Raw genomic sequence first — 24,002 nt, 5'->3', positions numbered from 1 at the left:
ACAGCCCGGTGATCTCAGCGGGACGCGGCGGCCGGCTGCAGGTGGTCGCGCAGTACGTCGGAGAGCCCGGTGCGCTCGTCGCAGCGGTCGAACCGGAACGACGCCGCGAGCTCGGCCGCGGCATCCGGAGCCAACCCCCGGAAGCGGTCGCCGAAGCGCTCGGCCAACGGCTCGGCGAGGAGGATGTGCCGCACGAGCACGGCGATGTGCGGCTGGCGCCCCCAGGGCCACGGCGAGTAGCCCGGGAACTCGGCGTCGAAGACCGCGTCGATGGGGTCGAGGATGTCGCGCACGCCCGCGTCGGACCCGCCCCACGAATCGATGCCGAGCCGCTGCTTGGTCTCGAGCTCGGGTCGGATGAGCTCGACGTAGTCGCTGTCGGGGCGCGCGTGCACGAGTCCCTGCAGGCCGATGTCCTTGTAGGTCCAGAGCGCCCAGCTGGCGCCGTGGTCGCGGTAGATCTCGAGCTGGTCGCGCAGCAGCTGCAGGCGCCACGGGTCCTGCGAGCGATCGGCGGAGTAGACGGGGCCGAACTCGCCGATCCAGATGGGCGTGCCGGTGCGGCGCATGTACTCGGTGCGACGCAGGAAGGTCTGCTCCACCACGGAGCGGTCGAAGTACTCGCCGCGCGTCGTGCCGGGATACTCGGTCGCGCTGGTGATGCCGGGCAACGCGTAGTCGTGCGCCGTGTACACGGTGTTGGGCAGCGGCTCTGCGCGTGCATCGAACGCGCTGAAGTCGGTCGAGTACTTGTTGCCGTCGAGGAACAGCACGTGCCGGGGGTCGATCGCGCGGATCGCCCGCTCGAGGCGGTCGTAGAACCGCGGCAGCACCTCGCCCGACTCGTCGGCGGGCTCGTTGACCGGGTTGTACCCCGCCACCTCGGGACGATCGCGGTAGCGGTCGGCGAGCGCCTCCCAGAGGTGCACCACGCGGTCCTGGAAGTGCGGATGCTTCCAGAACGCGGCACGGTGCGTCGGGTTGTCGCTGTGCCAGTGCTGGTTCTGCGCACCCGGCAGCGCGTGCAGGTCGAGGATCGAGAAGATGCCGTGACGGGCGAGCAGCGTCACCACCCGGTCGAGGCCGGCGAACCCCTCCTCCTTCAGCGCGAACGGCCGCGCGTCGTCTTCGAAGTGGCGGTAGTTGAACGGGATGCGCACGCTGTTGATGCCGAGCGAGGCGAGGTGCGCGGCATCCGCCTCGTCGAAGAAGTCGCGGGAGAACGCCTCGAAGAACGCGTCGTACGCCTCGCGGCCCATGCGGTCGAGCAGGATGCGCCGGAGGTCCTCCTCATTGCCGGGGTAGCCGGTGATGAAGTTCTCCATGTTCATCCAGCCGCCCAGGCCGACGCCGGCGAGCCGCACGGCGGACCCGCTCTCGTCGACGAGGTCGGTACCGCGAACGGTGAGCCAGTCGAGACGGGTCATCGGAGTCCTCTCCCGGGTTCGTATCGCCTCGAACGTAGCTGAGAAAGCGGTTTCTCGCAACGGCGGCTCAATCGGGTCGCTGCGGTCCCCTCTCCTCGGCGCCGGGGGTCAGATGACGCCCAGCGCGAGCATCGCGTCGGCGACGCGGATGAACCCCGCGATGTTCGCCCCGACGACGTAGTCGCCCGGTGCGCCGTACTCCTCGGCCGTCTCGGCGGTGCGCTCGTGGATGCCGGCCATGATCTCGGAGAGCCGCTCCTCGGTGTGCTCGAACGACCACGAGTCGCGCGACGCGTTCTGCTGCATCTCGAGCGCGGAGGTGGCGACGCCGCCGGCGTTCGCCGCCTTGCCCGGCCCGAAGAGCACGCCCGCCTCGCGGAACACGCGCACGGCGCCCGGCGTCGTGGGCATGTTCGCGCCCTCGACGACCGCCACGAGGCCGTTCGCCACGAGTCGCGCGGCATCCTCCTCGTGGAGCTCGTTCTGGGTCGCACAGGGCAGGGCGACGTCGATGCGCTCGTCGCCGGCGATCTGCCACACGGATGCCCCGGGCAGGAACCGCGCGCGACCGCCACGCTCGGTCGCATACGCCTCGATGCGCTCGCGACGCCGTTCCTTCACGTCGCGCAGGAGCTCGAGGTCGATGCCGTCGGGGTCGTGGATCGAACCCGACGAGTCCGATGCGCCCACCACGACGCCACCCAGCTCGTGCACCTTCTCGATCGCGTAGATGGCGACGTTGCCCGAGCCCGACACGAGCACGCGGGCACCGTCGAAGGAGCGCCCTCGCGTGGCGAGCATGTGCTGGGCGAAGAACACGGCGCCGTAGCCGGTGGCCTCGGTGCGCACGAGCGAGCCGCCCCAGGTGACGCCCTTGCCCGTGAGCACGCCCGACTCGTACTGGTTGGTGATGCGCTTGTACTGGCCGAACAGGTAGCCGATCTCGCGCCTGCCCACGCCGATGTCGCCGGCCGGGACATCCGTGTACTCGCCGAGGTGCCGGTAGGCCTCGGTCATGAACGACTGGCAGAACCGCATGATCTCGGCATCGGACTTGCCCTTCGGGTCGAAGTCGCTGCCGCCCTTGCCGCCGCCGATGGGCATGCCCGTGAGGGCGTTCTTGAAGATCTGCTCGAAGCCGAGGAACTTCACCGTGCCGAGCAGCACGCTCGGGTGGAAGCGAAGGCCGCCCTTGTAGGGGCCGAGCGCCGAGTTGAACTGCACGCGGAAGCCGCGGTTGATGCGCACGCGCCCGCCGTCGTCGACCCACGGAACGCGGAAGATGATCTGCCGCTCGGGCTCGCACACGCGCTCGAGGATCGAGGCCTGCACGTACTCCGGATGCTTCACGAGCACCCGGTCGAGCGAGCCGAAGACCTCGTTCACCGCCTGGTGGAACTCGGCCTCGCCGGGGTTGCGAGCGAGTGTCTGGGCATAGACGTCGGCGATGGTGGTCTTGGGGCTCACGCGCGGTCCTTCCATGGAGCGGATGCCACGTGGTGCTGGCCGAGCGCGGCACCCTCCACCATAACCAGACAAGCGTTGAGGATCCGCTGTGTGACGTGACCGACCGCGTGGGCTGGCCCTGGCGGCCTTCAGTCGTGGGCGGCGCCCGTGGAGTCGCGCACCACGAGCTCGGGCTGGAACACCACCTGCTCGGCCGCGCGATCGGGCTCGTCGGCGGCCTTGAGGAGCAGGTCCACCGCGGTGTAGCCGATGAGCCAGGCCGGCTGGCGGATCGAGGACAGCGGCACGACGGCGGCCGCCGCGAAGTCGATGTCGTCGTACCCGATGAGGGCGATGTCGTCGGGCACGCGCACGGAGCCCAGCATGTTGAACGCCTGCAGCACCCCCATGGCGAGCAGGTCGTTGGCGGCGAACACCGCGTCGGGTCGCTGTGCCGTCGGACGTTCGCGGATCGCCTCGCCGACGGCGCGTCCGTCGAGCACCGTGAGGGATGGGGTCTCGATGACCTCGAGCTCGGCCGCCCCCGACGCCTCGGCGACGGCCCGTCGTGCACCCTCGAGCCGGTCGGCCACCTGGCGGATGCTCGTGGGTCCGCCGACGAAGGCGATGCGTCGCCGGCCCGCGCCGAGGAGGTGGCGCACCGCGAGCTCGCCTCCGACGATGTCGTCGACGGCCACCGACGAGAGGCTTCGATCCTCCGAGACGCGGTCGACGAGCACGACCGAGGTGCCCCGGCGGCGCACGCGCTGCAGGTGGGAGTCGTCATCGCCGAGCGGGGAGATCAGCACGCCGTGCACCCGCTGCTCCTCGAAGAGGTCGAGGTAGGAGCGCTCTCGATCGGGATTCTCGTCGCTGTTGCCGAGCAGGACGGTCATGCCCTCTTCGGCGGCGCGATCCTCCGCGCCACGGGCGACCTCCGTGAAGAAGGGGTTGCGCACATCGAGCACCACGAGGCCGATCGAGCGACTCCGCCCGGCTCGCAGCTGGCGCGCGGCGTCGTTGCGCACGAACCCGAGCTCATCGATGGCGGCGAGCACCCGCGCGACGGTGTCGGGCGCGACCTTGTCGGGCCGGTTCAGGACGTTCGAGACGGTGCCCACCGACACGGATGCCGCGGCCGCGACCTCCCGCACGCTCACCGCCATGCGCACCTCCTCGTCGGAGTCTACGGAGTCGACGCCACGCTCGCCCGAAGGCGACGACCGCTTGCGTCGGATCCCGGCGAGGCCCTAGTGTTGAAACGATTCACTTCCGGCTGGAGCATCCAGACCGTCCGCAGAGAGAGCAGGCACTCGTGAGCACCCTTCCGCAGTCCGTCCTCGACCAGCTCGAACGGCAGTCGATCGAGCTGCCCAGCTGGGCGTTCGGCAACTCCGGCACCCGCTTCAAGGTCTTCGGCACCCCGGGGACGCCCCGCGACCCCTTCGAGAAGATCGCGGATGCCGCGCAGGTGCACGCCGCCACGAGGCTCGCACCCACCGTCGCACTGCACATCCCCTGGGACAGGGTCGAATCGTACGACGACCTGCGTCGTCACGCCGAGGACCTCGGCGTCGCGCTCGGCACGATCAACTCGAACACCTTCCAGGACGACGAGTACCGGTTCGGGTCCCTCACGCATGAGGACGCGGCGGTGCGGCAGCGCGCCATCGACCATCACCTCGAGTGCATCGACATCATGCACGCGACCGGCAGCCGAGATCTCAAGATCTGGCTCGCCGACGGCTCGAACTACCCGGGCCAGACCGACCTGCGCGGCCGGCAGGACCGATTGCACGAGTCCCTCGCGGCGATCTACAGGCGCCTCGGCGACGAGCATCGCCTGGTGCTCGAGTACAAGTTCTTCGAGCCCGCGTTCTACCACACCGACGTTCCCGACTGGGGCACCTCGTACGCCCAGGTCGCGGCACTCGGCGAGCGGGCCATGGTCTGCCTCGATACGGGACACCACGCCCCCGGCACGAACATCGAGTTCATCGTCATGCAGCTGCTGCGTCTCGGCAGGCTCGGCTCGTTCGACTTCAACTCGCGCTTCTACGCCGATGACGACCTCATCGTCGGTGCAGCCGACCCGTTCCAGCTCTTCCGCATCATCTTCGAGGTGATCCGCGGCGGCGGCCTGAACCACCCCGATGTCGCGTTCATGCTCGATCAGTGCCACAACGTCGAAGACAAGGTGCCCGGCCAGATCCGCAGCGTGCTGAACGTGCAGGAGATGACGGCGCGGGCCCTGCTCGTCGACACCGATGCACTGCGTACCGCCCAGGTCTCGGGCGACGTCCTCGAGGCGAACCGCATCCTCATGGACGCGTTCTACACCGACGTGCGCCCGGCCCTCGCCGAGTGGCGCGAGTCGCGCGGCCTCGCCGCCGACCCGATGCGGGCATTCGCGGCATCAGGCTACCTCGCGAAGATCGCCGAGGAGCGCGTCGGCGGCGTCCAGGCGGGCTGGGGTGCCTAGACTGCTCGCGGGTTCCGTCCTGCGGATATCGGCGCGCGCGGACGTGCCCGCTGGCGCTATCATCGACTCCGCCGGCGGGGCGCCTGCGCCCGGCGCCACACCCGAGGTCGCGCAGGAGACGCGCGCTCCGTCGGCGAACTCCGGCCTCCCGCGAGGCCGCTTCCTCGCGCATCCGACGCTCCCGGCCGTGCAGCCCGCGACCTCCGTCACCGTCGACCGCGACATGCGTCGGTGCGACCCCCTCGTCCGGACATCGACCGCCACCATCACCGGAGGATCCACCCCATGACGAACCAGGCCGCTGCCGACCTCATCGCACGGTCGAATCGCCTCGGCGCCGACCCGAGGAACACGAACTACGCCGGCGGCAACACGTCGGCGAAGGGCACCGGCTTCGACCCCGTCACGGGCGAGCCCGTGGAACTCCTCTGGGTGAAGGGCTCGGGCGGCGACCTCGGCACGCTCACCGAGCAGGGCCTCGCGGTGCTGCGCCTCGACCGCCTGCGCGCGCTCGTCGACGTCTACCCCGGCGTCGAGCGCGAGGACGAGATGGTCGCCGCGTTCGACTACTGCCTGCACGGCACGGGCGGCGCGGCCCCGTCGATCGACACGGCCATGCACGGGCTCGTCGACGCCGCGCACGTCGACCACCTGCATCCCGACTCCGGCATCGCGATCGCGACCGCGACCGACGGCGAGGCGCTGACGAGTAAGATCTTCGGCAACAGGGTGGTGTGGGTGCCGTGGCGTCGTCCGGGCTTCCAGCTCGGCCTCGACATCGCCGGGATCAAGGCGCAGAACCCGCAGGCGGTCGGCTGCATCCTCGGCGGCCACGGCATCACCGCGTGGGGCGACACCTCGGAGGAGTCCGAGCGCAACTCGCTCTGGATCATCGACACCGCCGCGGCGTACATCGCCGAGCACGGCACGGCGGCCCCGTTCGGAACCCTCCTGCCCGGTTACGAGCCCCTCGAGCCGGCCGAACGCCGAGCGAAGGCGGCCGCGCTGGCGCCGACCATACGCGGGCTGGCCTCCCACGACCGCCCCATGGTCGGGCACTTCACCGATGCCCCCGAGGTGCTCGACTTCCTCGCCCGCACCGAGCACCCTCGCCTCGCGGCACTCGGCACGAGCTGTCCCGACCACTTCCTGCGCACCAAAGTGAGGCCCATGGTGCTCGACCTGCCGGCCGGGGCATCCGTCGACGAGTCGATCGCCCGCCTGAAGGAGCAGCACGAGCAGTACCGGGCCGACTACCGGGCGTACTACGAGCGCTTCGCTTCGACAGGCTCAGCGAACGAGACAGGCTCAGCGAACGAACCGGCCTCGCCGGCGATGCGCGGCGCCGACCCCCTCATCGTGCTCGTGCCGGGTGTGGGCATGTTCTCGTACGGCGCGAACGCGCAGACCGCACGCGTGGCCGGCGAGTTCTACGTCAACGCGATCAACGTGATGCGCGGCGCCGAGGCCCTCTCGACGTACGCACCCATCAGCGACGCCGAGAAGTTCCGCATCGAATACTGGGCGCTCGAGGAGGCGAAGCTCCAGCGGTTGCCTGCGCCGAAGCCGCACGCGACGCGCATCGCGCTCGTCACCGGCGCGGCATCCGGCATCGGCAAGGCCATCGCGACCCGACTCGCCGCCGAGGGCGCGTGCGTCGTCATCGCCGACCTCGACCTCGAGAAGGCACAGGCCGCGGCGGCGGAGATCGGCAGCACGGATGTCGCGATCGGCGTGCAGGCGGACGTGACGGATGCCGCGGCCGTGCAGCATGCGATCGACGAGGCCGTGCTCGCCTTCGGCGGCCTCGACCTCGTCGTGAACAACGCCGGCCTGTCGCTGTCGAAGCCCCTGCTGGAGACCACGGAGGCCGACTGGGACCTGCAGCACGACGTCATGGCCAAGGGGTCGTTCCTTGTGTCGAAGGCCGCGGCTCGGGTGATGATCGAGCAGGGCCTCGGCGGCGACATCGTGTACATCTCGTCGAAGAACTCGGTGTTCGCCGGCACGAACAACATCGCCTACTCGGCGACGAAGGCCGACCAGGCGCACCAGGTGCGGCTGCTCGCGGTCGAGCTCGGCGAGTACGGCATCAAGGTGAACGGCATCAACCCCGACGGCGTCGTGCGCGGCTCGGGGATCTTCGCCTCCGGCTGGGGCGCGAACCGTGCCAAGACCTACGGCATCCCCGAGGAGGAGCTCGGGGAGTTCTACGCCCGGCGCACGATCCTGAAGCGCGAGGTGCTGCCCGAGCATGTCGCGAACGCGGTCATCGTGCTCACCGGGCCCGAACTCAGCCACACCACGGGCCTGCACGTCCCGGTCGACGCCGGCGTGGCCGCGGCATTCCTGCGATGATCCCCACGCCCCCTCCACCCAGCGCTGGCGCGCTGCGCGGAGCCTCCAGGCGTGTGGGCCGCCCAGCGGGCACCGTCGCGGCGGTCGACCTCGGCGCGACGAGCGGCCGGGTCATCCTGGGCCGCGTCGACGGACGGGCGGGCACGCTCGAGCTCGACCAGGTCGCCCGGTTCCCGAACGGACCGGTGCGACTCGCCTCAGGGCTGCACTGGGACTTCGCCGGGCTCTACCGCGACCTCACCCGCGGCCTCGCCGACGCCTTCCGTCGTGACCCGGCCGTCACGTCGATCGGCGTGGACGCCTGGGCCGTCGACTACGCCCTGTTGCGGGGCGGCCGCCTGCTCGGCGAGCCGTTCCACTATCGGGACGACCGCAACGAGGCCGGCGTCGAGCACGTGCACGCGATCGTGCCGTTCGAGGAGCTCTACCGCCGCAACGGGCTGCAGTTCCTTCCGTTCAACACGCTGTACCAGCTCGGCGCCGAGGGCGCGTCGGCCGACGGATGGCTCGGCCTCGCCGACTCCCTGCTGCTCATCCCCGACCTCATCGGGTTCCAGCTCACCGGCGCGAGGGTGACCGAGCGCACGAACGCCTCCACCACGGGCCTCGTCGCGGTCGACTCGGGCGAGTGGGACGACGAGCTCATCGAACGACTCGGCTTCGCGGCATCCGTCTTCGCACCGCTCGTGTCGCCGGGTGACTCGCTCGGCGCCCTGCGAGCAGGTGTCGCGGCCGAGCTCGGCGCCCCAACGGGACTCGAGTTGGTCGCCGTCGGCTCGCACGACACCGCCTCGGCCGTGGTCGCGGTGCCGATGCGGTCGGAGTCGGCGGCGTACATCTCGTGCGGCACGTGGGGGCTCGTGGGCGTGGAACTCGAGCGTCCCGTGACGACGGATGCCGCGCGCGAGGCGAACTTCACGAACGAGGGCGGCGTCGACGGACGCGTGCGGTTCCTGCACAACGTCGTGGGGCTCTGGCTGCTGAGCGAGTCGGTGCGCTGGTGGGAGCGTGGTGGCGAGACCGTCGACCTCCCGGAACTGCTCGCGGCCGCGGCATCCGTCGCCGACCGCGTCGCCGTCTTCGATGCGAACGACGCGCGGTTCCTCGCGCCAGGAGACCTGCCCGGGCGCATCGCCGAGTGGTGCGTCGAGCACGGCCTCGACGCCCCCCAGAGCCGGGCCGAGTTCGCACGATCGATCATCGAGAGCCTCGCCGAGGCGTTCGCGTCCGCGGTGCGCACGGCGTCGGTGCTCTCGACGATCGACGTGGAGACGATCCACCTCGTCGGTGGCGGCGCGCTGAACGAGTTGCTGTGCCAGCGGACGGCCGACCGCGCCGGCATCCCGGTGCTCGCCGGGCCGGTCGAGGCGACCGCGATCGGCAACGTGCTCGTGCAGGCCCGCGCCCAGGGGTTCGCGCACGGCGACCTCGAGTCGCTGCGTGCGCTCGTCACGGCGGCGTTCCCGCCGCGGCGGTACGAGCCGTCGTCTCGCCGGTGATGTCGAGCTCAGTGGCCGTGCGCGAACTGCTGCAGGACCACCACCGCGAGGCCGAGTGCGACCAGCGCACCGAGCGCGATGAGCTGCTTCCACCAGGTGACCTTCGTGCGCCGCACTGCGATGTAGCCGATGAGCGCGAGGGTCGCGAGGTAGACGATCGAGGCCGCGAGCAGGACGCCCTCGAGCTCGAAGACCTCGAATGCGGCGAGCGCGAGCAGGATGAGCGGGAGGCCGGCCGAGGCGACGGCCGACCCCGAGACGCGGAGCATGCGTCCGAACTCCTCGCGGTCGGGGAAGGCCGCATGCACGGCGAGGTGCGCGATCACCTCGGCGACGAAGCCGGCGGCGGTGATGGCGAGGATGCCGATGAGGAGCGTCGCTGTCGCGCGCACGGCGGTGAGGTGCTCGACGTTGTCCTGCTGCACGAGCACGATCGCGAGCCCGGTGAAGGTCGCGTAGACGCGCTCCTTGAGAGCCTCGGCGCGCTCGTCGGCGGGCCGGTCGTAGCGGCGGCGACGTGTTCGCGTTGCACCGTCCCCCGCCATGCGCCCACGGTAGCAGCGCCTCGCCGCTCTGGAAGGATTGCGGCATGACCGAATCACGCCTGCTCGTGACCGTGCCCGGTGAGACGCTGCGAGACGCGCTCGAACACGGACCCGGCGGCGTCCCCGACGGGGCCGACGTGGTCATCTGGGACCTGAGGTCGACGCCGCCGGCCGGCCACCTCGACATCGTCGTGCCGCCGTACATGGGCACCGCTCGCCTGCTCGGCGCGCTCGGGCAGGTGACGACGCGACTCGTGCAGTCGCAGTCGATCGGCTACGACGACATCGCCCCCGCACTCCCGCCCGGACACGTCTACGCGAATGCGGCGAGCGTGCACGAGACGTCGACGGCAGAACTCGCGGTGGCGCTGACGCTCGCGGTGCAGCGCGGCATCCCCGGCTTCGTACGCGGCGCGGTCGAGGGTCGTTGGGCCCCGGCCCGGCACGCGAGCCTCGCCGACCGGCGCGTGATGCTGCTCGGCTACGGCGGCGTGGGTCGGGCGATCGAGGCGCGGCTCGCCCCGTTCGAGGTCGAGCTCGTGCGCGTCGCCTCGACGGCGCGTGACGACGAGACCGGGCACATCCACGGCATCGACGAGCTCCCCGCCCTCCTGCCCACCGTGGACATCGTGATCGTCGGCGTCCCGCTCAGCGATGCGACGACGCAGCTCGTCGACGAGCGCTTCCTTGCTGCCCTGCCCGACGGCGCGCTCGTCGTGAACATCGCCCGCGGCAAGGTCGCCGACACGGCGGCGATCCTCGCGGAGGCGGCATCCGGTCGCCTGCGGTTCGCCCTCGATGTGACCGACCCCGAGCCGCTTCCCGACGGACACCCGCTCTTCGCGCTGCCGAACGTGCTCATCTCGCCGCACGTCGGCGGCGCGTCGAGCGCGATGATGCCGCGCATGGCCCGGCTCCTGCGCGATCAGATCGAGCGGATGCTCCGCGGCGACGAACCCCGCAACGTCGTGCTCCGCAGCTGACCCCTTGGTCCTGAATTCAGGAACGGCCGGCCGGAGGGATGCGCCCTACCGCCGCCTGACCGCCGCACGTTCCCGTTCCCGCGTCATGTTTCCGACCGAATGGGAACGCCGCGCGGGAACGGATACATGGGGCGCCGGCGTCAGCGCGTCCAGGTGCCGAGTCCGTTCGCGTCGAAGAACTGCAGCGTCATCCGGTCGCCGCCGGCGCCGCCGGCGAGTTCGAACGTCGCCGACGAACGCGAGCCGAAGGGCGCATTCTCACCCGTCGGCACGAACGCGAAGGTGTCGCCGTCCCAGGGCTCGAGCTCGAGCGCGTAGCCGCCGTCGGGGCCGAGCCGCACCATGAGCGTGTCGCCGTCGAGCTCGACGACCGCGTCGCCGAAGTACTCGTTCGTCCACGTTCCCGCGAACTGCTCGAGGGGCGCGGATGCCGCGGGGTCGGCGGGCGCCGTCGCGTCGGCGAGGTCGCCCGCCGGCGCGTAGTAGTGGCCCAGCGCCCCGTTGTAGGCGGGGTACCAGTCGCGTGTCGACTCGCCGAACTGCGCGCGGTCGAGGAACTCGGCGACGATGGCCTCGGCCGCGCCGACCGGACCGGCGTTCGTGAGCGCGACGACGCCGAGACCGAGCTCGGGCACGATCTGGAAGTTCGTCGCGGCGCCGAGCGTGAACGCGCCCGAGTGGCTCAACGTGACGCGCCCGCTCGGCTGGGAGCCGACGTTGAAGCCGTACCCGTACATGCCGGCGCGTCCGGGGAACGGCGGATGACCCGACACGATCTCGGCGGAGATCGCGGGTGCGAGCGCGCCGGGGTCGATGAGCTCGTCGCCCGCGGCGGTGCCCTGCCCAATCACGAGGGACATCCACTTGGCGATGTCGACGACGTTGGAGCTCACGCCGCCCGCAGGAGACTGGGCGTCGGGGTCGCGCTCGTACAGGGGCTGGAAGGTCCCGTCGACGAGCGCGTGCAGGGTCGCCCGGTCGTCGCGGGCGAGGAAGTCCTCGTAGCGCGAGCTCGTCGAGTCCATGCCGAGCGGTTCGTAGAGCTCCTGCTCCGACAGGCTCTCCCAGTCGACGCCTGCCGCGTTCGCGACGGCCTGCGCACCGGCCGTCATGCCGAAGTTGGCGTAGTGGTACGTGGTGCGGAACGGGTCGAGCGGCTCGAAGCGCAGGCGCTGCAGCACCTCGTCGCGGTCGTAGCCGATGTCCTCGAGGTCGTCTCCGGCCGCCATCGGCAGCCCCGACCGATGCGCATAGAGATCGCCGATCGTGACGTGGTCGGTCACCCAGGGGTCGGAGAGCGCGAAGCCGGGGAGAAGCGGCGCAGCCGGGGTGTCCCACGAGACCACACCGGCGTCGACCTGGGTCGCCACGACCGTCGCGCCGATGGGCTTCGACATCGACGCGATCTGGAACACGGTCTCCTCGTCGATCCGGTCGTCGCCGTCGACGACCTTGACGCCGAACCCCTCGGCGAACAGCAGCTCGTCGCCCTGCACGACCGCGACGGCGGCTCCCGGCACACCCGACTCCTCGAGCACGCGCTCCACGATGGACGGCAGCTCCTCCAGCGCCCCGTCGAGACCGCCGTCTGCGAGCTCGACCGCGTCGCCGGCGGGCGTGTCGCCCGAGACCGGGCGCGGCGCGTACGTCGTGTCGGCGGTGCATCCCGTGAGCGCGATGACCATCGCGGCGGCGAGCGCCGGCAGGGCGGAACGGACGTGCAGCATGGGTGACTCCTCGAACGACAGACCGATTCGACACTATCGGCGGCGACGCGCGACGCGCTGCCGCGCAACCGGGGGCCAGCCGCTAGTTCGCGACGCGCGCCGACACCTGCCATGCGCCGCGGCGCACCGCCCGCTCGAGCTCCCACGCCCGCGACGGCAGGTCCTTCGCCGAGACCGAGACCGAGACGGCGCCCACGACGCGCCCGGCCGGGCTGCGCACGGGCGCCGCGATGCACGCGAGCTTCGGCAGGTACTCCTCGACCTCGACGGCGAGCTGCTGGGCGCGCACCTCGTCGAGCTGTTCGCGCAGCGTCGCGGCATCCGTCACGCTCGAGGCCGTGAGCCGGGCGGCGCCGCGCCGCTCGAGGAAGCGGGCGACGGCCGCGTCGTCGCGGGAGGCGAGCATGAGCTTGCCGAACGCGGTCGTGTGCGACGCCTCGGCGAACCCCACGTGCAGCTGGCCGATGCGCGGATGCTCGGGCGAGTCCGCGATGTGCGCCACGGCGATGTCGTCGCCGCGGAACACCGTGAGGTAGGCGGGCGCGTGCACCGCGTCGTGCAGGGCGCGCAGCACCGCCCGCACGGGGTTCGTCGCGACGAGCTGCACCTGCAGGGCGCGCCCGAGCTCGTCGACCGAGCGACCCAGGATGTACCGGTGCTCGCCGGGCTGGCGCGCGAGGTAGTCCTCGTGCTGCAGCGTCGCGAGCAGGCGGTAGGTCGTCGACTGCCCGAGCCCGAGCCGCTCGGCGATCTCGGCGGCGGTGAGGCCGGTCGGCGCAGCGCCGACGAGCTCGAGGATGTGCAGGGCGCGCTCGGCCGACTGGATGCCCGTGCCGCTCCGGCGCTCCACTGCGCTCATGACGCCGATGCTACGGCCGAGTCCGGCAGACTTCCACGACGATTCGCACATAGTGCGAACGCCCGGTGACGACCACTCCCGAGTGGGGCGAGCATCGGTGACGGATGCCGCGGGCGGGGCATCCGTTCGCAGAAGCATCCCGACCGCCCCGACGTACAGAGAGGTACCCCATGTCGAAGATCCTCATCCTCACCGGCGACGCCGCGGAGACGCTCGAGGTGTTCTACCCCTACCACCGCCTGCAGGAGGCGGGCTTCGAGGTGCACCTCGGCGCCCCGGAGGCGCGCAAGCTGCAGTTCGTCGTGCACGACTTCGTCGACGGCTTCGACACCTACACCGAGAAGCTCGGTCACACCTGGCCGGCGGATGTCGCGTTCGCCGACGTCGACCCGGCCGACTACGTCGCGATCGTCGTGCCCGGCGGGCGCGCTCCCGAGTACATCCGCAACAACGAGGACGCGAAGCGTATCGTGCGTCACTTCTTCGAGGCGGATGCCCCGGTCGCGGCGACCTGCCACGGGCCGCTGCTGCTCGCGGCGGCGGGCGTGCTGCAGGGGCGCAGGTCGTCCGCGTACCCGGAGCTCGCGGTCGACGTCGAGACAGCCGGCGGCGTGTTCGAGAACGGCGGCGGCGTGGTCGACGGCCGTCTCGTCACCGCGCGCGCCTGGCCCGACAACGGCACCTGGATGAAGGCGTTCCTCGAGGTGCTCGAGGCGGCCGGGGTGCGCGCCGAGGGCGAGCTCACGGCCACGACCGCCGGTTGAGGAGCAGCGCCTCCTCAACCCACGGGCCTACGATCGAGGTGACGCCCACCGACGGAAGGTCGACATGCTCGCCTCGGCAGAACCCCGTGTGGCCCTGTACTTCGATTTCGACAACATCGTCATCTCTCGGTACGACCAGTTGCACGGCGACGGCGCGTACCGCAAGGACACGTCGCGCTCGAAGACCGTCGCGCCCGGCACGGTGGCGTCCGCGCGCCTCAAGGAGGCGACCGTCGACATCGACGCGGTGCTCGACTTCGCCGCGACGTTCGGCACGATCGCGATCTCTCGCGCATACGCCGACTGGTCGACGCCCGTGAACGCGAGCTACCGCGGCCAGCTCATCGACCGCGCCGTCGACCTCGTGCAGTTGTTCCCGCTCTCTGCGACGAAGAACGGGGCAGACATCCGCCTTGCCGTCGACGCCGTCGAGGACATGTTCCGCATCGAGGACCTCACCCACATCGTCATCGTCGGGGGCGACTCCGACTACGTCGCGCTCGCGCAGAAATGCAAGCGGCTCGGCCGCTACGTCGTCGGCATCGGCGTCTCGGGCGGCACCAGCCGAGCGCTCACGGCGTCGTGCGACGAGTTCGCCGACTACGACGCGCTGCTCTCGACGGATGCCGCGGTCGAGGCCGACGAGGGCGCGCAGCCCGAACCGGCGCCCGGAGCTCCGGCCGAGACATCCGACACCGCGACGGGTGCCACCAGGAAGAGCTCGCGCAGCACCAGGGCGAAGCAGGCGGATGCCGCGCCGGCCGCACCGACGACGAAGGCTGCAGGCGCGAAGTCTGCCGAGCCGGCGCCGACGCCCGCGGCCCGCAACCCCGGCCGGCTGCTGCTGAAGGCGCTGGAGCTGCTTCGGGCGAAGAACGATCAGGAGTGGCAGGCGAGCGGCGCCGTGAAGAACCAGATGCTCCGCATGGACCCGGGGTTCCAGGAACGCGCGCTCGGGTTCGCCTCGTTCACCGACTTCGTGAAGTCGCGCGCGGGCGTGGTCGAGCTCGACGAGACGGGCGGCAACCGGGTCCGCATCCGGCCCAAGGCCGCGAAGAAGGACTGACCCGACCCGACCCGCTCAGTCGGAGCGGCGATCGTCGCGGCCGCCGGGCCCGTAGATGATGATCGCCACCACCGGGATGAGCAGGAACCACAGCCACGACCACGCGAAGTTGACGTAGAACCCGAACAGGAAGAACAACGCCGTGGCGAGGAACGGCGTGAGCGCCATGATGGTGTCGCCCACGCGTCCGCCGAGTGCTCGGGACCGGCGCGGCTCCCGGTAGGCGGCGGCCCCGTCGTAGCCGCTCATCGGCGCCGCCATCACCGGAGGCGGCGGCGCCGGCACGGGCGCGTTCGGACCGGGCAGCTGCTGCTCCGCGGGTGCCGCATCAGGGAGGTCGGCGAAGATCGGCCCGAGGTCGCCCCTCGTGACCGCCCTGCGCACGGCACTCGCCCGCTCCTGGTACTCGGGCTCGGTGAGTCGTCCCTCCGTGCGGGCCGCCGAGAGGGCGCCCACCGCCTCGTCGCGTTCGGCGTCGCTCAGCCGCAGCTGGGGCCGGTCTGGATTCGCATATCCGCTCATGACCCCAGCGTGCCGCGTGCTCCGACCTCCGGATGGGACTTTCGTCGCGGCATCCGTCACCTCGACAATGAAGGCTGATGGCCGTCAGGACCCCCGCGACGAACGGAGTACGAGGACATGAAGGCACTGCAGTACCGCAAGATCGGCGCCGAGCCCGAGGTGGTCGAGGTCGAGACGCCCGAGCCGGGCCCGGGGCAGGTGCGGCTCAAGGTCACCGCGGCGGGCGCCTGCCACTCCGACAGCTTCCTCATGGGCCTCCCGGCCGAGCAGTACACCTTCGGGCTGCCTCTCACGCTCGGCCACGAGGGCATCGGCGTCGTCGACAAGCTCGGCGAGGGCGTCACGGGGCTGACGCTCGGCGAGTCGGTGGCCGTGTACGGGCCGCAGGGCTGCGGCCGCTGCTACCAGTGCTCGCAGGGCAAGGAGAATTACTGCGAGCGCGCGGCCGAGCTGAACATCGCGCCTCCCCCGGGCCTCGGCTCCCCCGGTTCGATGGCCGAGTACATGCTCGTGCCCGATGCGCGCCACCTGCTGCCCATCGGCGATCTCGACCCGGTCGCGAACGTGGCATTGACGGATGCGGGCCTGACCCCGTATCACGCGATCAAGATGTCGCTGCCGAAACTCGTACCCGGCTCCACCGCCGTGGTCATCGGCGCGGGCGGACTCGGTCACGTGGCGATCCAGATGCTCCGGGCACTGACGCCCGCCATGGTGATCGCGCTCGACGTGAACGTCGACAAGCTGAAGCTCGCGACCGAGGTGGGTGCGCATCACGTGTTCCCCTCGGACGGCCAGGCTCCCGAGCGGGTGCGCGAGCTCACGCGCGGAAAGGGCGCCACCGCGGTATTCGACTTCGTCGCCATCCAGCCGACGTTCGATTCGGGCCACGCGATGATCTCGGTCGAGGGCGACCAGGTGCTCCTCGGCGTCGGCGCGGGCACCCTTCCCGGCGGCGTGCTGGCGCGCCCGTACGACTCCGCCGTGCGTTCGCCGTACTGGGGCTCGCGGTCTGAGCTCTTCGAGGTGTTCGACCTGGCTCGGTCGGGCCACGTGCACGTGGAGACCGAGGTGTTCTCGCTCGACGAGGCCCCCGAGGCGTACCGCCGACTGCACGAGGGCACCCTGCGCGGGCGGGCGGTCGTGGTGCCGTAGGTGGGTCAGGATGCCTCGCCGATCGGCGTCGGCGCGTTGGCGAAGAGCTGCTCGAGCCGGAGCAGTGCGATCTCGCGGAGCTGCTCGCCCACGACGGCGAGGTCGCCCGCGTCGTCGAGCACCAGGCGTCGGGCGAGTTCGGCGAGGATCTCCGCGCGCGACCGGCCGGCTGCTCGGATCAGGAAGATCCGACCGAACCGCTCCTCATAGGCCCGGTTGCCGTCGGCGATCGCCGCGGCGAGTTCGGCGTCGCCTGCGTCGGCGGCGGACTGCTCCGCGCGTGAGAACCGCGCGGCCGCACCCGCGCCGGCGGCTCGCTCGCCGATCCGCGGGTGGGCGGCGAGCGCCTCATCGATCTCGTCGGGGCTGAGCGGCGTCGCCGCGGCGGCCGCGGCGGCGAGGAGCTCATCGACCGAGTCGTACGGCGCGGCATCCGCCACCTCGTCGACCCAGCGCTCGACGTGCAGGCAGGCCCGGAGTTCCTCACGGAACCGCCGACCCGGCGCAGTGATGTCGCTCATGTCGTGCGCTCCTTCCGGCGCGGGCGCGCCGTGCGACCAGTCTGCGCCTCGGGGCATCCGGCACACCATCGACGCACCTGAGGACGTCACGACATCCGCGGACGCTCGCCCCGATCCTCCTCAGGTCTCGCGAAGTCCCCGGCTGCGGAGGAAGGCCATGTGGTCTGACCACATCTGCTACCGTGGTCAGACCACACCGCGCGCGAACGGAGGACGGCATGGGCGACGAGGCATCCGCGCGATCCATCGAACCCCGCGCCTGGCAGACCGTGCTCGAGCACATCGAAGGCCAGCTCGTCGAGGGCACGCTCGCGCCCGGCGACCGCCTTCCCGGCGAGCGCGCGCTCTCGGCGGCGCTCGGCGTTGGCCGCTCGAGCGTGCGCGAGGCGCTGCGCGTGCTCGAGGTGCTCGGCCTCATCCGCACGCACGCGGGCTCCGGACCCAACGCCGGCGCCATCATCATCGCCACTCCCGGCGGCGCCATGAGCGCCCTGATGCGGCTGCAGGTCGCGGCGCGCGGGTTCCCCGTCGGCGATATCGTGCGCACCCGGCTCGTGCTCGAGGCATCCGTCGTCGGCGACCTCGCCGTCGCCGAGGCTCAGGCCGAGGCATCCGCGCGCCCCGACCTCTCGGCGGCCGAGCGCCTGCTCGACGCCATGGACTCCCCGGGCCTCGAACCGCCGGAGTTCCTCGCGCTCGACGCCGCCTTCCACCTCGCGCTGGCCGAGGCATCCGGAAACCAGGTGATCACGGCCACCATGGCCGGCCTTCGCAGCGGCATCGAGGGCTACGCGCTCGCGGGTCTCCGCAGCATCGGCGACTGGTCCGCGACCAGTACACGCCTGCGTCGCGAGCACCGCGGCGTCGTCGACGCGATCAGGACGGCGGATGCCACAGCCGCGCGCACCCGCATCCACGACCACATCTCGGGGTACTACGCCGAGATCTCCCCGCCGGTCGCCGAGCCCGTCGAAGCGACGTCCCCCTTCGACAGGCCCAGGGACCCTTCGACAGGCTCGGGGAACCCGACGACGCCCACGAGAGAGAGCACCCCGACATGGTGAAGCGCCAGTTCCCGAACCCCCGCGAGGTCGGGCGGCTCATGCAGTTCAAGAAGCCGACGCTCAATCCGACCGACCGTCGGCTCGAGCAAGCCCTCACGATCGCCGACCTGCGCGCGATCGCGAAGCGCCGCACGCCCAAGGCGCCGTTCGAGTACACCGAAGGCGCCGCCGAGGGCGAGCTCTCGCTCGCGCGCGCACGACAGGCGTTCGAGGACGTGGAGTTCCACCCGTCGATCCTGCGCAACGTACCGGTCGTCGACACGACCCGCCGGGTGCTCGGCGGCCCGAGCGCCCTGCCCTTCGGCATCGCGCCAACGGGATTCACGCGCATGATGCAGACCGAGGGCGAGATCGCCGGGGCGGGCGCAGCCGGTGCCGCCGGCATCCCCTTCACGCTCTCTACACTCGGCACGACCTCGATCGAGGACGTCACGGCGGCGAATCCGACGGGCCGCAACTGGTTCCAGCTCTACGTGTTGCGAAAGCGCGAGCTCTCGTACGGGCTCGTCGAGCGAGCGGCAGCCGCCGGCTTCGATTCGCTGTTCTTCACGGTCGACACGCCGGTCGCGGGCGCGCGCCTCCGCGACAAGCGCAACGGCTTCTCGATCCCGCCGCAGCTCACGCTCGGCACCGTGGTGAACGCCCTGCCGCGACCGGCTTGGTGGATCAACTTCCTCACCACCCCTCCGCTCGAGTTCGCCTCGCTCACCTCGACCGGCGGCACGGTCGAGGAGATGATCGGCTGGGCGATGGACCCGACGATCTCCTTCGACGACCTCGATGACATCCGCGAGATGTGGCCGGGCAAGATCGTGGTGAAGGGCGTGCAGACGGTCGAGGACGCGAAGCTCCTCGCCGACCGCGGCGTCGACGGCATCCTGCTGTCCAACCACGGCGGCCGCCAGCTCGATCGCGCGCCGATCCCCTTCCACCTGCTGCCGCACGTCGTGCGCGAGGTCGGCCGCGACCTCGAGGTACACCTCGACACCGGCATCATGAACGGCGCCGACATCGTCGCGTCGATCGCGCTCGGCGCCCGGTTCACGCTCGTCGGGCGCGCCTACCTCTACGGGCTCATGGCCGGGGGCCGCCGCGGCGTCGACAAGACCATCGCGATCCTGCGCTCCGAGATCGAGCGCACCATGAAGCTCCTCGAAGTCGCGACGCTCGACGAGCTGGGCCCGCAGCACGTGACGCAGCTCGCGCGCCTGCAGCCCGTCGCGAAGCCGGTGGCGGATGCCGCGGCCGCCGCCGCGTCGTCGAAGCCGAAGACCGTCCGCACGCCGCGCCCGTCGTCGACGCAGCAGGCGGCTGCGACGACGACGACGACTGCGGCGACGATGGGCCGCACCAAGCCCGCCGCGCGCAGCTCCGTCACGAAGTGACGCGCCCGCCGCTCGGCCGGCGCCGGCGGTGCCTGGGCCGGCCCGCATAACGCGGCACCTGCTCGGCGTACCGCGCGTAGTCCTCGCCGAACCGCGCCAGGAGCTCCCGTTCCTCGGCGAGCGCACCGCCGAGGTGCTCGATCACGACGGCAACGGGCAGCGTGGCCGCGACCCAGGCCGATCCGCGCAGGACGCCGACACCGAGGTGGATGAGCCACCATCCGACGTACATGGGGTGGCGACTGAACGCGTACGGCCCGGTGATGACGATCGACTGCGGCTGTTCGAGCTGGAACTCGCCGACGGTCCGCCGGCGGCGCTCGGCGAGCGCCCACGCGTTCAGCGCACACCCTGCGGTGAGCGCGATCGCGCCGACGGTACGTCGAATCGCCCGCGGACCGCGGAGAGGTGCGGGCCGGACGCGCTCGAGCACGAGGATTGCGACGACGCCGAGAGCCGAACCCGCCGGGAGCGGGAGGTTCTGATACGCCGCCACGACGCGTCGGGCCAGGTTCGCGATCACGGCACCCGCTCTCGTGGCACGCGGCGCGTGGCGTGCCGCCCGCACGCGGCTCGATACCGCAGGAACCACGTGAGCATGAGCGCGGAGGCCACGAGGTAGAAGGCGTGCAGGAACCAGATGGGTCCCATCGGCAGACTGAAGACGTAGACCGAGTGCACGGCGTTGCCGAGGTTCGTGATCGCGATGTTGCCGAGGCTGTACGACGACAGGTCCTTCGTGCGTACGGCCTTCACCAGCATGGGCAGGTAGCTCATGGCGAAGAGGCCGGTGGAGAGGATGCCGGCGATCACGGCGAGATCCATGCCTGCGACGCTACGGACGGAGGCCCGTGGCGTCATCAGGAGAATCACCCATTCTCGGATGCTTCATGCAGTGCCGCGTGCGTCCACCGCGTGCCGCACCGCCCGCGAGCGCCGAGCGCCTCAGGGTTGCCGATGCACGGCCTATGCGGTGCCGAACTTCAATCGGCGGGCACGGCGCTTCGCGACCTTCTGCTGGCTCCGGCGATCGGTCGGCGTGAACAGGCCGATGAGCAGGGTGCGGATCCCCGTGACCACGCCCATCGTCTTCGCCTCCTTCACCTGCACGCGTTGACGCTTGATCACCTTCGACGGGCGGCCCCTGCGGGAGGCGTCGCTCGAGGAGGCGCGTCCGCCGGCCGTGCCGTACCGCACGGCCATGCGCTCGAGCCGTGCCGCGGCGACGCGGGCCTCGCGGCGCGCTCGGCGGGGGCTGCTGCCGACCTCGTCCTTCGCGCGCCGGATGCGGGCGCGTTCCACGTCGGCGAGCGCGTCGACCTTCGGGCGCACCTCCTTCGGGAGCGAGGACGCGAGGTGGTGTGTCTGCTTCGCCGACCGCTCGGCTTCTCTCACGGCTCGCTTCGCCGCTCGACGGGTCTCTCGTTCCTGCTGGCTCTGCTTCGTCATCGGGTCCTCCTCACGGGATCGACGGGATCGATCCACGGCCTCGACATCCGGTGAGCGTACGCGCGGCGCCGGGTCCGACCCAACCCCTTGACAGACCGTCACACCTCGATCGCGCCACCCCGCTCCTGCAGGTGACGCCTGAGGGTGAAGTCGGGCTCGGTGGCCTGTCGCCGCCGGTACGCCGAGAAGTCGAGCTGCTCACGCAGGGTCGCGCCGGCCCGCATCCGTTCGGCCTGTGCGGTCTCGACGCGCTGGATCTCGCGTGCGAGCTCGATCACCTCGTCGATGTGGTCGGATGCCACGACGAGCACGCCGTCATCGTCGGCGAAGACGTGGTCGGCCTCGGTCACAGCCACGCCGTCGAGGAACGCCGAGTTCATGCGTCGGCTCGCCGGAGGTACCCGACGAGGTCCGTACGGGCACGTGCCCAGGCTGAAGACCGGCAACCCGATCTCGCGGAGCTGCGCGGTGTCGCGATGCTGGCCCCACACCACCATCGCGGCGAGCCCGGCACGTTCGGCCTCGAGCACCATGAGGTCGCCGATGCACGCCTCATCGAGGCGTCCCCCGTTGTCGATGACCATGACATCGCCGACTGCCGCGTCGTCGATGGTCTCGAGCAGCACGTCGACGCTGCCGAGGTGCGTGACGGGTCGGGCGCGTCCCGACAGGGGTGCGCACGGGGCGAGCGCCCGGAGCGCGACGGGCGCGAGGCGGGCGTCCACCCCGAGGCGCAGGGCGGCGTCGGCGACCGCCGCGGTGGGTGGGGCCGGCTGGGAGCGCGTGGGCGTGTCGTTCTGCATGGCGACGAGTGTCCCACCGACTCGCGCGTTCCGGCACGTCCAATGGTCATCGCGCGGCCTTCGAGCGGCGCCGGCCCGCGGCATCCGGCCCTCCCGGCTCAGCCCTCGTCGATGAGCTCGAGCAGCTTCCTGGCCTCGTCGCGGATCTCGTCGTGGTCGTACTGGCCGGCGCGGCTCTCGAGGGCGACCACGGCGCACCGGTGCACCTTCGTGAAGTCGCCGAACGGGAACGACGACGCCTGCTTCGTGTCCCGGGTCTCGTCGTCGTCGATTCCGAGGTGCCAGTGCCGGTACTCCGCCCAGCCGTTCCGCTCGATGAACGCGTTCTCCTCGTCGGCGCTCGGCGCGTGCTCGCTCCAGTCGTCGCGCTCGTCACGCACCACCTTGCCCTCGCGTACGAGCGCGCGGGCCTGCCGCAGTGCGGGTTCGTTCAGTCGGATCGCCATGAGCGGTCTCCTTCCTCTCGGTTGCGGTATGTCCTCGGTCTACGCGGGGCGGCATAGGGCGGCAAGGGGTTGCACGCGGACACCCGCGCACATACCCCCCGAATGGGGTAGGTGACCCGCGGGGGCGCCGCCCACCATGCTTGCGGCATGACGAACGTCGGCGAGACCTCCGTTCCTCCCACGACCGGTCCGCTCACGACGCATCTCGCCCATACGACGCTCGTCCTCGAGCACCTCGTCGATCATGGCCCGTCGACGCGGAGCGAGCTCGCCACCGCGACCGGCCTCGGTCGCGGTGCGATCGCGGGGCTCACCGCCCGCCTGATCGACGCCGGTGTGCTGCGACCCGCGCAGCCCGACGCGACGGGCGACGGGCGTGCCGCCCCGCTCTCGCTCTCGGCGGCCGACCGGGTGCTCGTCACCTGCATGATCGGCGCCGACGATGCCGTCGCCACGCTCGCGGGCCTGTCGGGCGAGGAGCTCGGTCGCTTCCCGGTTCCCATCGCCGAAGTCGCAGCCCTCGCCGAAGCCGATGGCCCGGGCGGCTCATCGCCGACGCCCGCGACGGCGCTCGATGCGCTCGCCTCGGCACTCTCGCGCGCCCTCGCCCGTGCCGAGCGGTCGGAGCATCCGATCGCCGAGGTCACGGTGCTCGTCGACGGCATCGTGGCCGGCTCGCCTGCCGTGGTCATCACCGACGCCCGGTTCGGCGTCGAGCCGGTCGACGTGCTCGGAGAACTTCGAGCCCGCGTGCCCGCCCTCGTCGAGGTCGAGCCGAAGCTGCTCCTCCCGCTCACCCTCGAGCCGGCCGCCGTGGCGGCCGTGGCGGCCGAGCGCGGCGGACCGACGGAGGTCGCCGACGTGCTGTACCTCGCCGGCGACACAGCCGTCGCGGCGGCGGCGGTCGCCGGCGGCAGGCCGTTGCCGGGCGCGCACGGGATGGCGATGTCGTTCGCACATCTCCCCGTCGTCGAGGACGGTGTGCGCTGCGAGTGCGGACAACGCGGATGTCTCGCCACCGTCGCGTCGCCCGAGCACGTGCTCGAGCGGGCCGACCTCGCCGACTTCGCCGCGAAGCACGGGCGCGCCGCAGCGCTCGAGGAGCTCGTGGCACGCATCGAGGCGGCGGCGGACCGAGCACGGTGGTCGTGGCTCGACGCGGCCCGCTGGGTCGGACGCGCCCTGCAACTCGTGGTGCCGACGATCGACCCCGCGATGGTCGTGGTCGGCGGCTACTGGTCGCGGCTCGTGGCCGACATCGACACCGCGTACCGGGCGAACCGTCCGACGCTGGGTGGCGGGGCGCTCGGCGCGATCCCCACCATCGTTGCCGCGCGTGCGGGAGACGACGCGCCCCTCGTGGGCGCCCGGCGCCAGGCCAAGGAGCGCCTGCTCGCCGACCCCCTCCTCCTCGCGCGCTGAGTCGCCGGGCGCGGTCTCGCCGTGCGCGCCGGCACGCCCTGCGCCCCTGCTCGACAGCCGCAGCGCGTGCGTACGATGT

The 24,002-nt window shown here is 71.4% G+C and carries 23 protein-coding genes; 10 read left to right on the top strand and 13 right to left on the bottom strand.

The annotated features are described in order from the left end of the window. Positions 1-14: 14 nt before the first annotated feature. The 3 genes from ACVFI9_RS01245 to ACVFI9_RS01235 form a co-directional block, all read right to left on the bottom strand. The gene (locus tag ACVFI9_RS01245) at positions 15-1,427 is read right to left on the bottom strand and encodes a glycoside hydrolase family 5 protein (RefSeq protein ID WP_474764236.1); all 1,413 of its coding nucleotides are present in this window, start codon (positions 1,425-1,427) and stop codon (positions 15-17) included. Between the two features lie 108 nt (positions 1,428-1,535). Continuing rightward, positions 1,536-2,909 (bottom strand): NADP-specific glutamate dehydrogenase, encoded by a 1,374-nt coding sequence (gene gdhA / locus ACVFI9_RS01240; protein ID WP_474764235.1) that lies wholly within the window; start codon positions 2,907-2,909, stop codon positions 1,536-1,538. Between the two features lie 113 nt (positions 2,910-3,022). Further along, positions 3,023-4,039 carry a LacI family DNA-binding transcriptional regulator gene (locus ACVFI9_RS01235; RefSeq protein ID WP_474764234.1) on the bottom strand — a complete coding sequence of 339 codons (1,017 nt, stop codon included), beginning with the start codon at positions 4,037-4,039 and terminating at the stop codon, positions 3,023-3,025. A gap of 149 nt (positions 4,040-4,188) precedes the next feature. Here ACVFI9_RS01235 and rhaI point away from each other — a divergent pair, with 149 nt between their 5' ends. The 3 genes from rhaI (at position 4,189) to ACVFI9_RS01220 (ending at position 9,212) form a co-directional block, all read left to right on the top strand. Then, entirely contained in the window at positions 4,189-5,355 is a 1,167-nt protein-coding gene (rhaI, locus tag ACVFI9_RS01230) for an L-rhamnose isomerase (protein ID WP_474764233.1), read from the top strand. Between the two features lie 285 nt (positions 5,356-5,640). Further along, positions 5,641-7,713 (top strand): bifunctional aldolase/short-chain dehydrogenase, encoded by a 2,073-nt coding sequence (locus ACVFI9_RS01225; protein WP_474764232.1) that lies wholly within the window; start codon positions 5,641-5,643, stop codon positions 7,711-7,713. Positions 7,714-7,766: 53 nt separating this feature from the next. Next, on the top strand, positions 7,767-9,212 hold the full coding sequence (locus ACVFI9_RS01220) for a rhamnulokinase (RefSeq protein ID WP_474764231.1): 1,446 nt from the start codon (positions 7,767-7,769) through the stop codon (positions 9,210-9,212). An 8-nt stretch (positions 9,213-9,220) separates the two neighbouring features. Here the strand turns inward: ACVFI9_RS01220 and ACVFI9_RS01215 are convergent, their stop codons facing one another. After that, on the bottom strand, positions 9,221-9,757 hold the full coding sequence (locus tag ACVFI9_RS01215) for a hypothetical protein (protein WP_474764230.1): 537 nt from the start codon (positions 9,755-9,757) through the stop codon (positions 9,221-9,223). Positions 9,758-9,801: 44 nt separating this feature from the next. On the opposite strand from ACVFI9_RS01215, the gene ACVFI9_RS01210 reads away from it, so the two are divergent. Then, positions 9,802-10,740, top strand: a complete 939-nt coding sequence (locus ACVFI9_RS01210; protein WP_474764229.1) for a 2-hydroxyacid dehydrogenase — start codon at positions 9,802-9,804, stop codon at positions 10,738-10,740. Positions 10,741-10,880: 140 nt separating this feature from the next. Here ACVFI9_RS01210 and ACVFI9_RS01205 read toward each other — a convergent pair whose 3' ends face one another. Then, entirely contained in the window at positions 10,881-12,467 is a 1,587-nt protein-coding gene (locus tag ACVFI9_RS01205) for a serine hydrolase (RefSeq protein WP_474764228.1), read from the bottom strand. An 82-nt stretch (positions 12,468-12,549) separates the two neighbouring features. After that, on the bottom strand, positions 12,550-13,326 hold the full coding sequence (locus ACVFI9_RS01200) for an IclR family transcriptional regulator (protein ID WP_474764227.1): 777 nt from the start codon (positions 13,324-13,326) through the stop codon (positions 12,550-12,552). Between the two features lie 170 nt (positions 13,327-13,496). Between ACVFI9_RS01200 and ACVFI9_RS01195 the strand changes: the two genes are divergently transcribed. Further along, the gene (locus tag ACVFI9_RS01195) at positions 13,497-14,090 is read left to right on the top strand and encodes a DJ-1/PfpI family protein (RefSeq protein ID WP_474764226.1); all 594 of its coding nucleotides are present in this window, start codon (positions 13,497-13,499) and stop codon (positions 14,088-14,090) included. Between the two features lie 64 nt (positions 14,091-14,154). Further along, positions 14,155-15,156 (top strand): NYN domain-containing protein, encoded by a 1,002-nt coding sequence (locus ACVFI9_RS01190; RefSeq protein WP_474764225.1) that lies wholly within the window; start codon positions 14,155-14,157, stop codon positions 15,154-15,156. A gap of 15 nt (positions 15,157-15,171) precedes the next feature. On the opposite strand, the gene ACVFI9_RS01185 is transcribed toward ACVFI9_RS01190, so the two are convergent. Further along, positions 15,172-15,678 (bottom strand): DUF1707 SHOCT-like domain-containing protein, encoded by a 507-nt coding sequence (locus tag ACVFI9_RS01185; protein WP_474764224.1) that lies wholly within the window; start codon positions 15,676-15,678, stop codon positions 15,172-15,174. Positions 15,679-15,795: 117 nt separating this feature from the next. Here ACVFI9_RS01185 and ACVFI9_RS01180 point away from each other — a divergent pair, with 117 nt between their 5' ends. Continuing rightward, entirely contained in the window at positions 15,796-16,833 is a 1,038-nt protein-coding gene (locus ACVFI9_RS01180; protein WP_474764223.1) for an NAD(P)-dependent alcohol dehydrogenase, read from the top strand. A 5-nt stretch (positions 16,834-16,838) separates the two neighbouring features. Here the strand turns inward: ACVFI9_RS01180 and uraD are convergent, their stop codons facing one another. Beyond that, positions 16,839-17,354, bottom strand: coding sequence for a 2-oxo-4-hydroxy-4-carboxy-5-ureidoimidazoline decarboxylase (gene uraD, locus ACVFI9_RS01175; protein WP_474764222.1), 516 nt, complete (start codon positions 17,352-17,354; stop codon positions 16,839-16,841). Between the two features lie 218 nt (positions 17,355-17,572). On the opposite strand from uraD, the gene ACVFI9_RS01170 reads away from it, so the two are divergent. Then, positions 17,573-18,418, top strand: a complete 846-nt coding sequence (locus ACVFI9_RS01170; RefSeq protein WP_474764221.1) for a FadR/GntR family transcriptional regulator — start codon at positions 17,573-17,575, stop codon at positions 18,416-18,418. After that, positions 18,412-19,803, top strand: a complete 1,392-nt coding sequence (locus tag ACVFI9_RS01165; protein ID WP_474764220.1) for an alpha-hydroxy acid oxidase — start codon at positions 18,412-18,414, stop codon at positions 19,801-19,803. The genes ACVFI9_RS01170 and ACVFI9_RS01165 overlap by 7 nt, the downstream gene beginning before the upstream one ends. Here ACVFI9_RS01165 and ACVFI9_RS01160 read toward each other — a convergent pair. The 5 genes from ACVFI9_RS01160 to ACVFI9_RS01140 all read right to left on the bottom strand — a co-directional run bounded on the left by ACVFI9_RS01160 (position 19,793) and on the right by ACVFI9_RS01140 (position 22,501). Next, positions 19,793-20,326, bottom strand: a complete 534-nt coding sequence (locus ACVFI9_RS01160; RefSeq protein ID WP_474764219.1) for a methyltransferase family protein — start codon at positions 20,324-20,326, stop codon at positions 19,793-19,795. The two genes, ACVFI9_RS01165 and ACVFI9_RS01160, sit on opposite strands and share 11 nt — an antisense overlap. After that, entirely contained in the window at positions 20,323-20,628 is a 306-nt protein-coding gene (locus tag ACVFI9_RS01155) for a hypothetical protein (RefSeq protein WP_474764218.1), read from the bottom strand. The genes ACVFI9_RS01160 and ACVFI9_RS01155 overlap by 4 nt, the downstream gene beginning before the upstream one ends. Before the next feature lie 141 nt (positions 20,629-20,769). Further along, a complete protein-coding gene (locus ACVFI9_RS01150; protein ID WP_474764217.1) occupies positions 20,770-21,252 on the bottom strand; it encodes a hypothetical protein in 483 nt (160 codons plus the stop codon). 98 nt (positions 21,253-21,350) lie between these two features. Beyond that, complete coding sequence (locus tag ACVFI9_RS01145; RefSeq protein WP_474764216.1) at positions 21,351-22,055, bottom strand: RraA family protein; 705 nt, start codon at positions 22,053-22,055, stop codon at positions 21,351-21,353. 98 nt (positions 22,056-22,153) lie between these two features. Further along, positions 22,154-22,501 carry a hypothetical protein gene (locus tag ACVFI9_RS01140; protein WP_474764215.1) on the bottom strand — a complete coding sequence of 116 codons (348 nt, stop codon included), beginning with the start codon at positions 22,499-22,501 and terminating at the stop codon, positions 22,154-22,156. Positions 22,502-22,648: 147 nt separating this feature from the next. On the opposite strand from ACVFI9_RS01140, the gene ACVFI9_RS01135 reads away from it, so the two are divergent. After that, entirely contained in the window at positions 22,649-23,923 is a 1,275-nt protein-coding gene (locus ACVFI9_RS01135) for an ROK family protein (protein WP_474764214.1), read from the top strand. Positions 23,924-24,002: the final 79 nt, after the last annotated feature.

The organism is Agromyces sp. NSFZ (genome assembly GCF_056156205.1).
Note: the sequence above shows the minus strand (reverse complement) of the source record. Positions and strands in the feature narration are given on the sequence as shown.

Bases quoted from the DNA above. Each gene is read 5' to 3' on its own strand.
- ACVFI9_RS01235 (WP_474764234.1), bottom strand. From the start codon at position 4,039: ATGGCGGTGAGCGTGCGGGAGGTCGCGGCCGCGGCATCCGTGTCGGTG.
- ACVFI9_RS01180 (WP_474764223.1), top strand. From the start codon at position 15,796: ATGAAGGCACTGCAGTACCGCAAGATCGGCGCCGAGCCCGAGGTGGTC.
- ACVFI9_RS01155 (WP_474764218.1), bottom strand. From the start codon at position 20,628: ATGGATCTCGCCGTGATCGCCGGCATCCTCTCCACCGGCCTCTTCGCC.
- gdhA (WP_474764235.1), bottom strand. From the start codon at position 2,909: ATGGAAGGACCGCGCGTGAGCCCCAAGACCACCATCGCCGACGTCTAT.
- ACVFI9_RS01195 (WP_474764226.1), top strand. From the start codon at position 13,497: ATGTCGAAGATCCTCATCCTCACCGGCGACGCCGCGGAGACGCTCGAG.
- ACVFI9_RS01140 (WP_474764215.1), bottom strand. From the start codon at position 22,501: ATGGCGATCCGACTGAACGAACCCGCACTGCGGCAGGCCCGCGCGCTC.
- uraD (WP_474764222.1), bottom strand. From the start codon at position 17,354: ATGAGCGACATCACTGCGCCGGGTCGGCGGTTCCGTGAGGAACTCCGG.
- ACVFI9_RS01245 (WP_474764236.1), bottom strand. From the start codon at position 1,427: ATGACCCGTCTCGACTGGCTCACCGTTCGCGGTACCGACCTCGTCGAC.
- ACVFI9_RS01150 (WP_474764217.1), bottom strand. From the start codon at position 21,252: ATGACGAAGCAGAGCCAGCAGGAACGAGAGACCCGTCGAGCGGCGAAG.
- ACVFI9_RS01135 (WP_474764214.1), top strand. From the start codon at position 22,649: ATGACGAACGTCGGCGAGACCTCCGTTCCTCCCACGACCGGTCCGCTC.
- ACVFI9_RS01215 (WP_474764230.1), bottom strand. From the start codon at position 9,757: ATGGCGGGGGACGGTGCAACGCGAACACGTCGCCGCCGCTACGACCGG.
- ACVFI9_RS01225 (WP_474764232.1), top strand. From the start codon at position 5,641: ATGACGAACCAGGCCGCTGCCGACCTCATCGCACGGTCGAATCGCCTC.
- ACVFI9_RS01190 (WP_474764225.1), top strand. From the start codon at position 14,155: ATGCTCGCCTCGGCAGAACCCCGTGTGGCCCTGTACTTCGATTTCGAC.
- ACVFI9_RS01205 (WP_474764228.1), bottom strand. From the start codon at position 12,467: ATGCTGCACGTCCGTTCCGCCCTGCCGGCGCTCGCCGCCGCGATGGTC.
- ACVFI9_RS01185 (WP_474764224.1), bottom strand. From the start codon at position 15,678: ATGAGCGGATATGCGAATCCAGACCGGCCCCAGCTGCGGCTGAGCGAC.
- ACVFI9_RS01200 (WP_474764227.1), bottom strand. From the start codon at position 13,326: ATGAGCGCAGTGGAGCGCCGGAGCGGCACGGGCATCCAGTCGGCCGAG.
- ACVFI9_RS01145 (WP_474764216.1), bottom strand. From the start codon at position 22,055: ATGCAGAACGACACGCCCACGCGCTCCCAGCCGGCCCCACCCACCGCG.
- ACVFI9_RS01170 (WP_474764221.1), top strand. From the start codon at position 17,573: ATGGGCGACGAGGCATCCGCGCGATCCATCGAACCCCGCGCCTGGCAG.
- ACVFI9_RS01210 (WP_474764229.1), top strand. From the start codon at position 9,802: ATGACCGAATCACGCCTGCTCGTGACCGTGCCCGGTGAGACGCTGCGA.
- ACVFI9_RS01165 (WP_474764220.1), top strand. From the start codon at position 18,412: ATGGTGAAGCGCCAGTTCCCGAACCCCCGCGAGGTCGGGCGGCTCATG.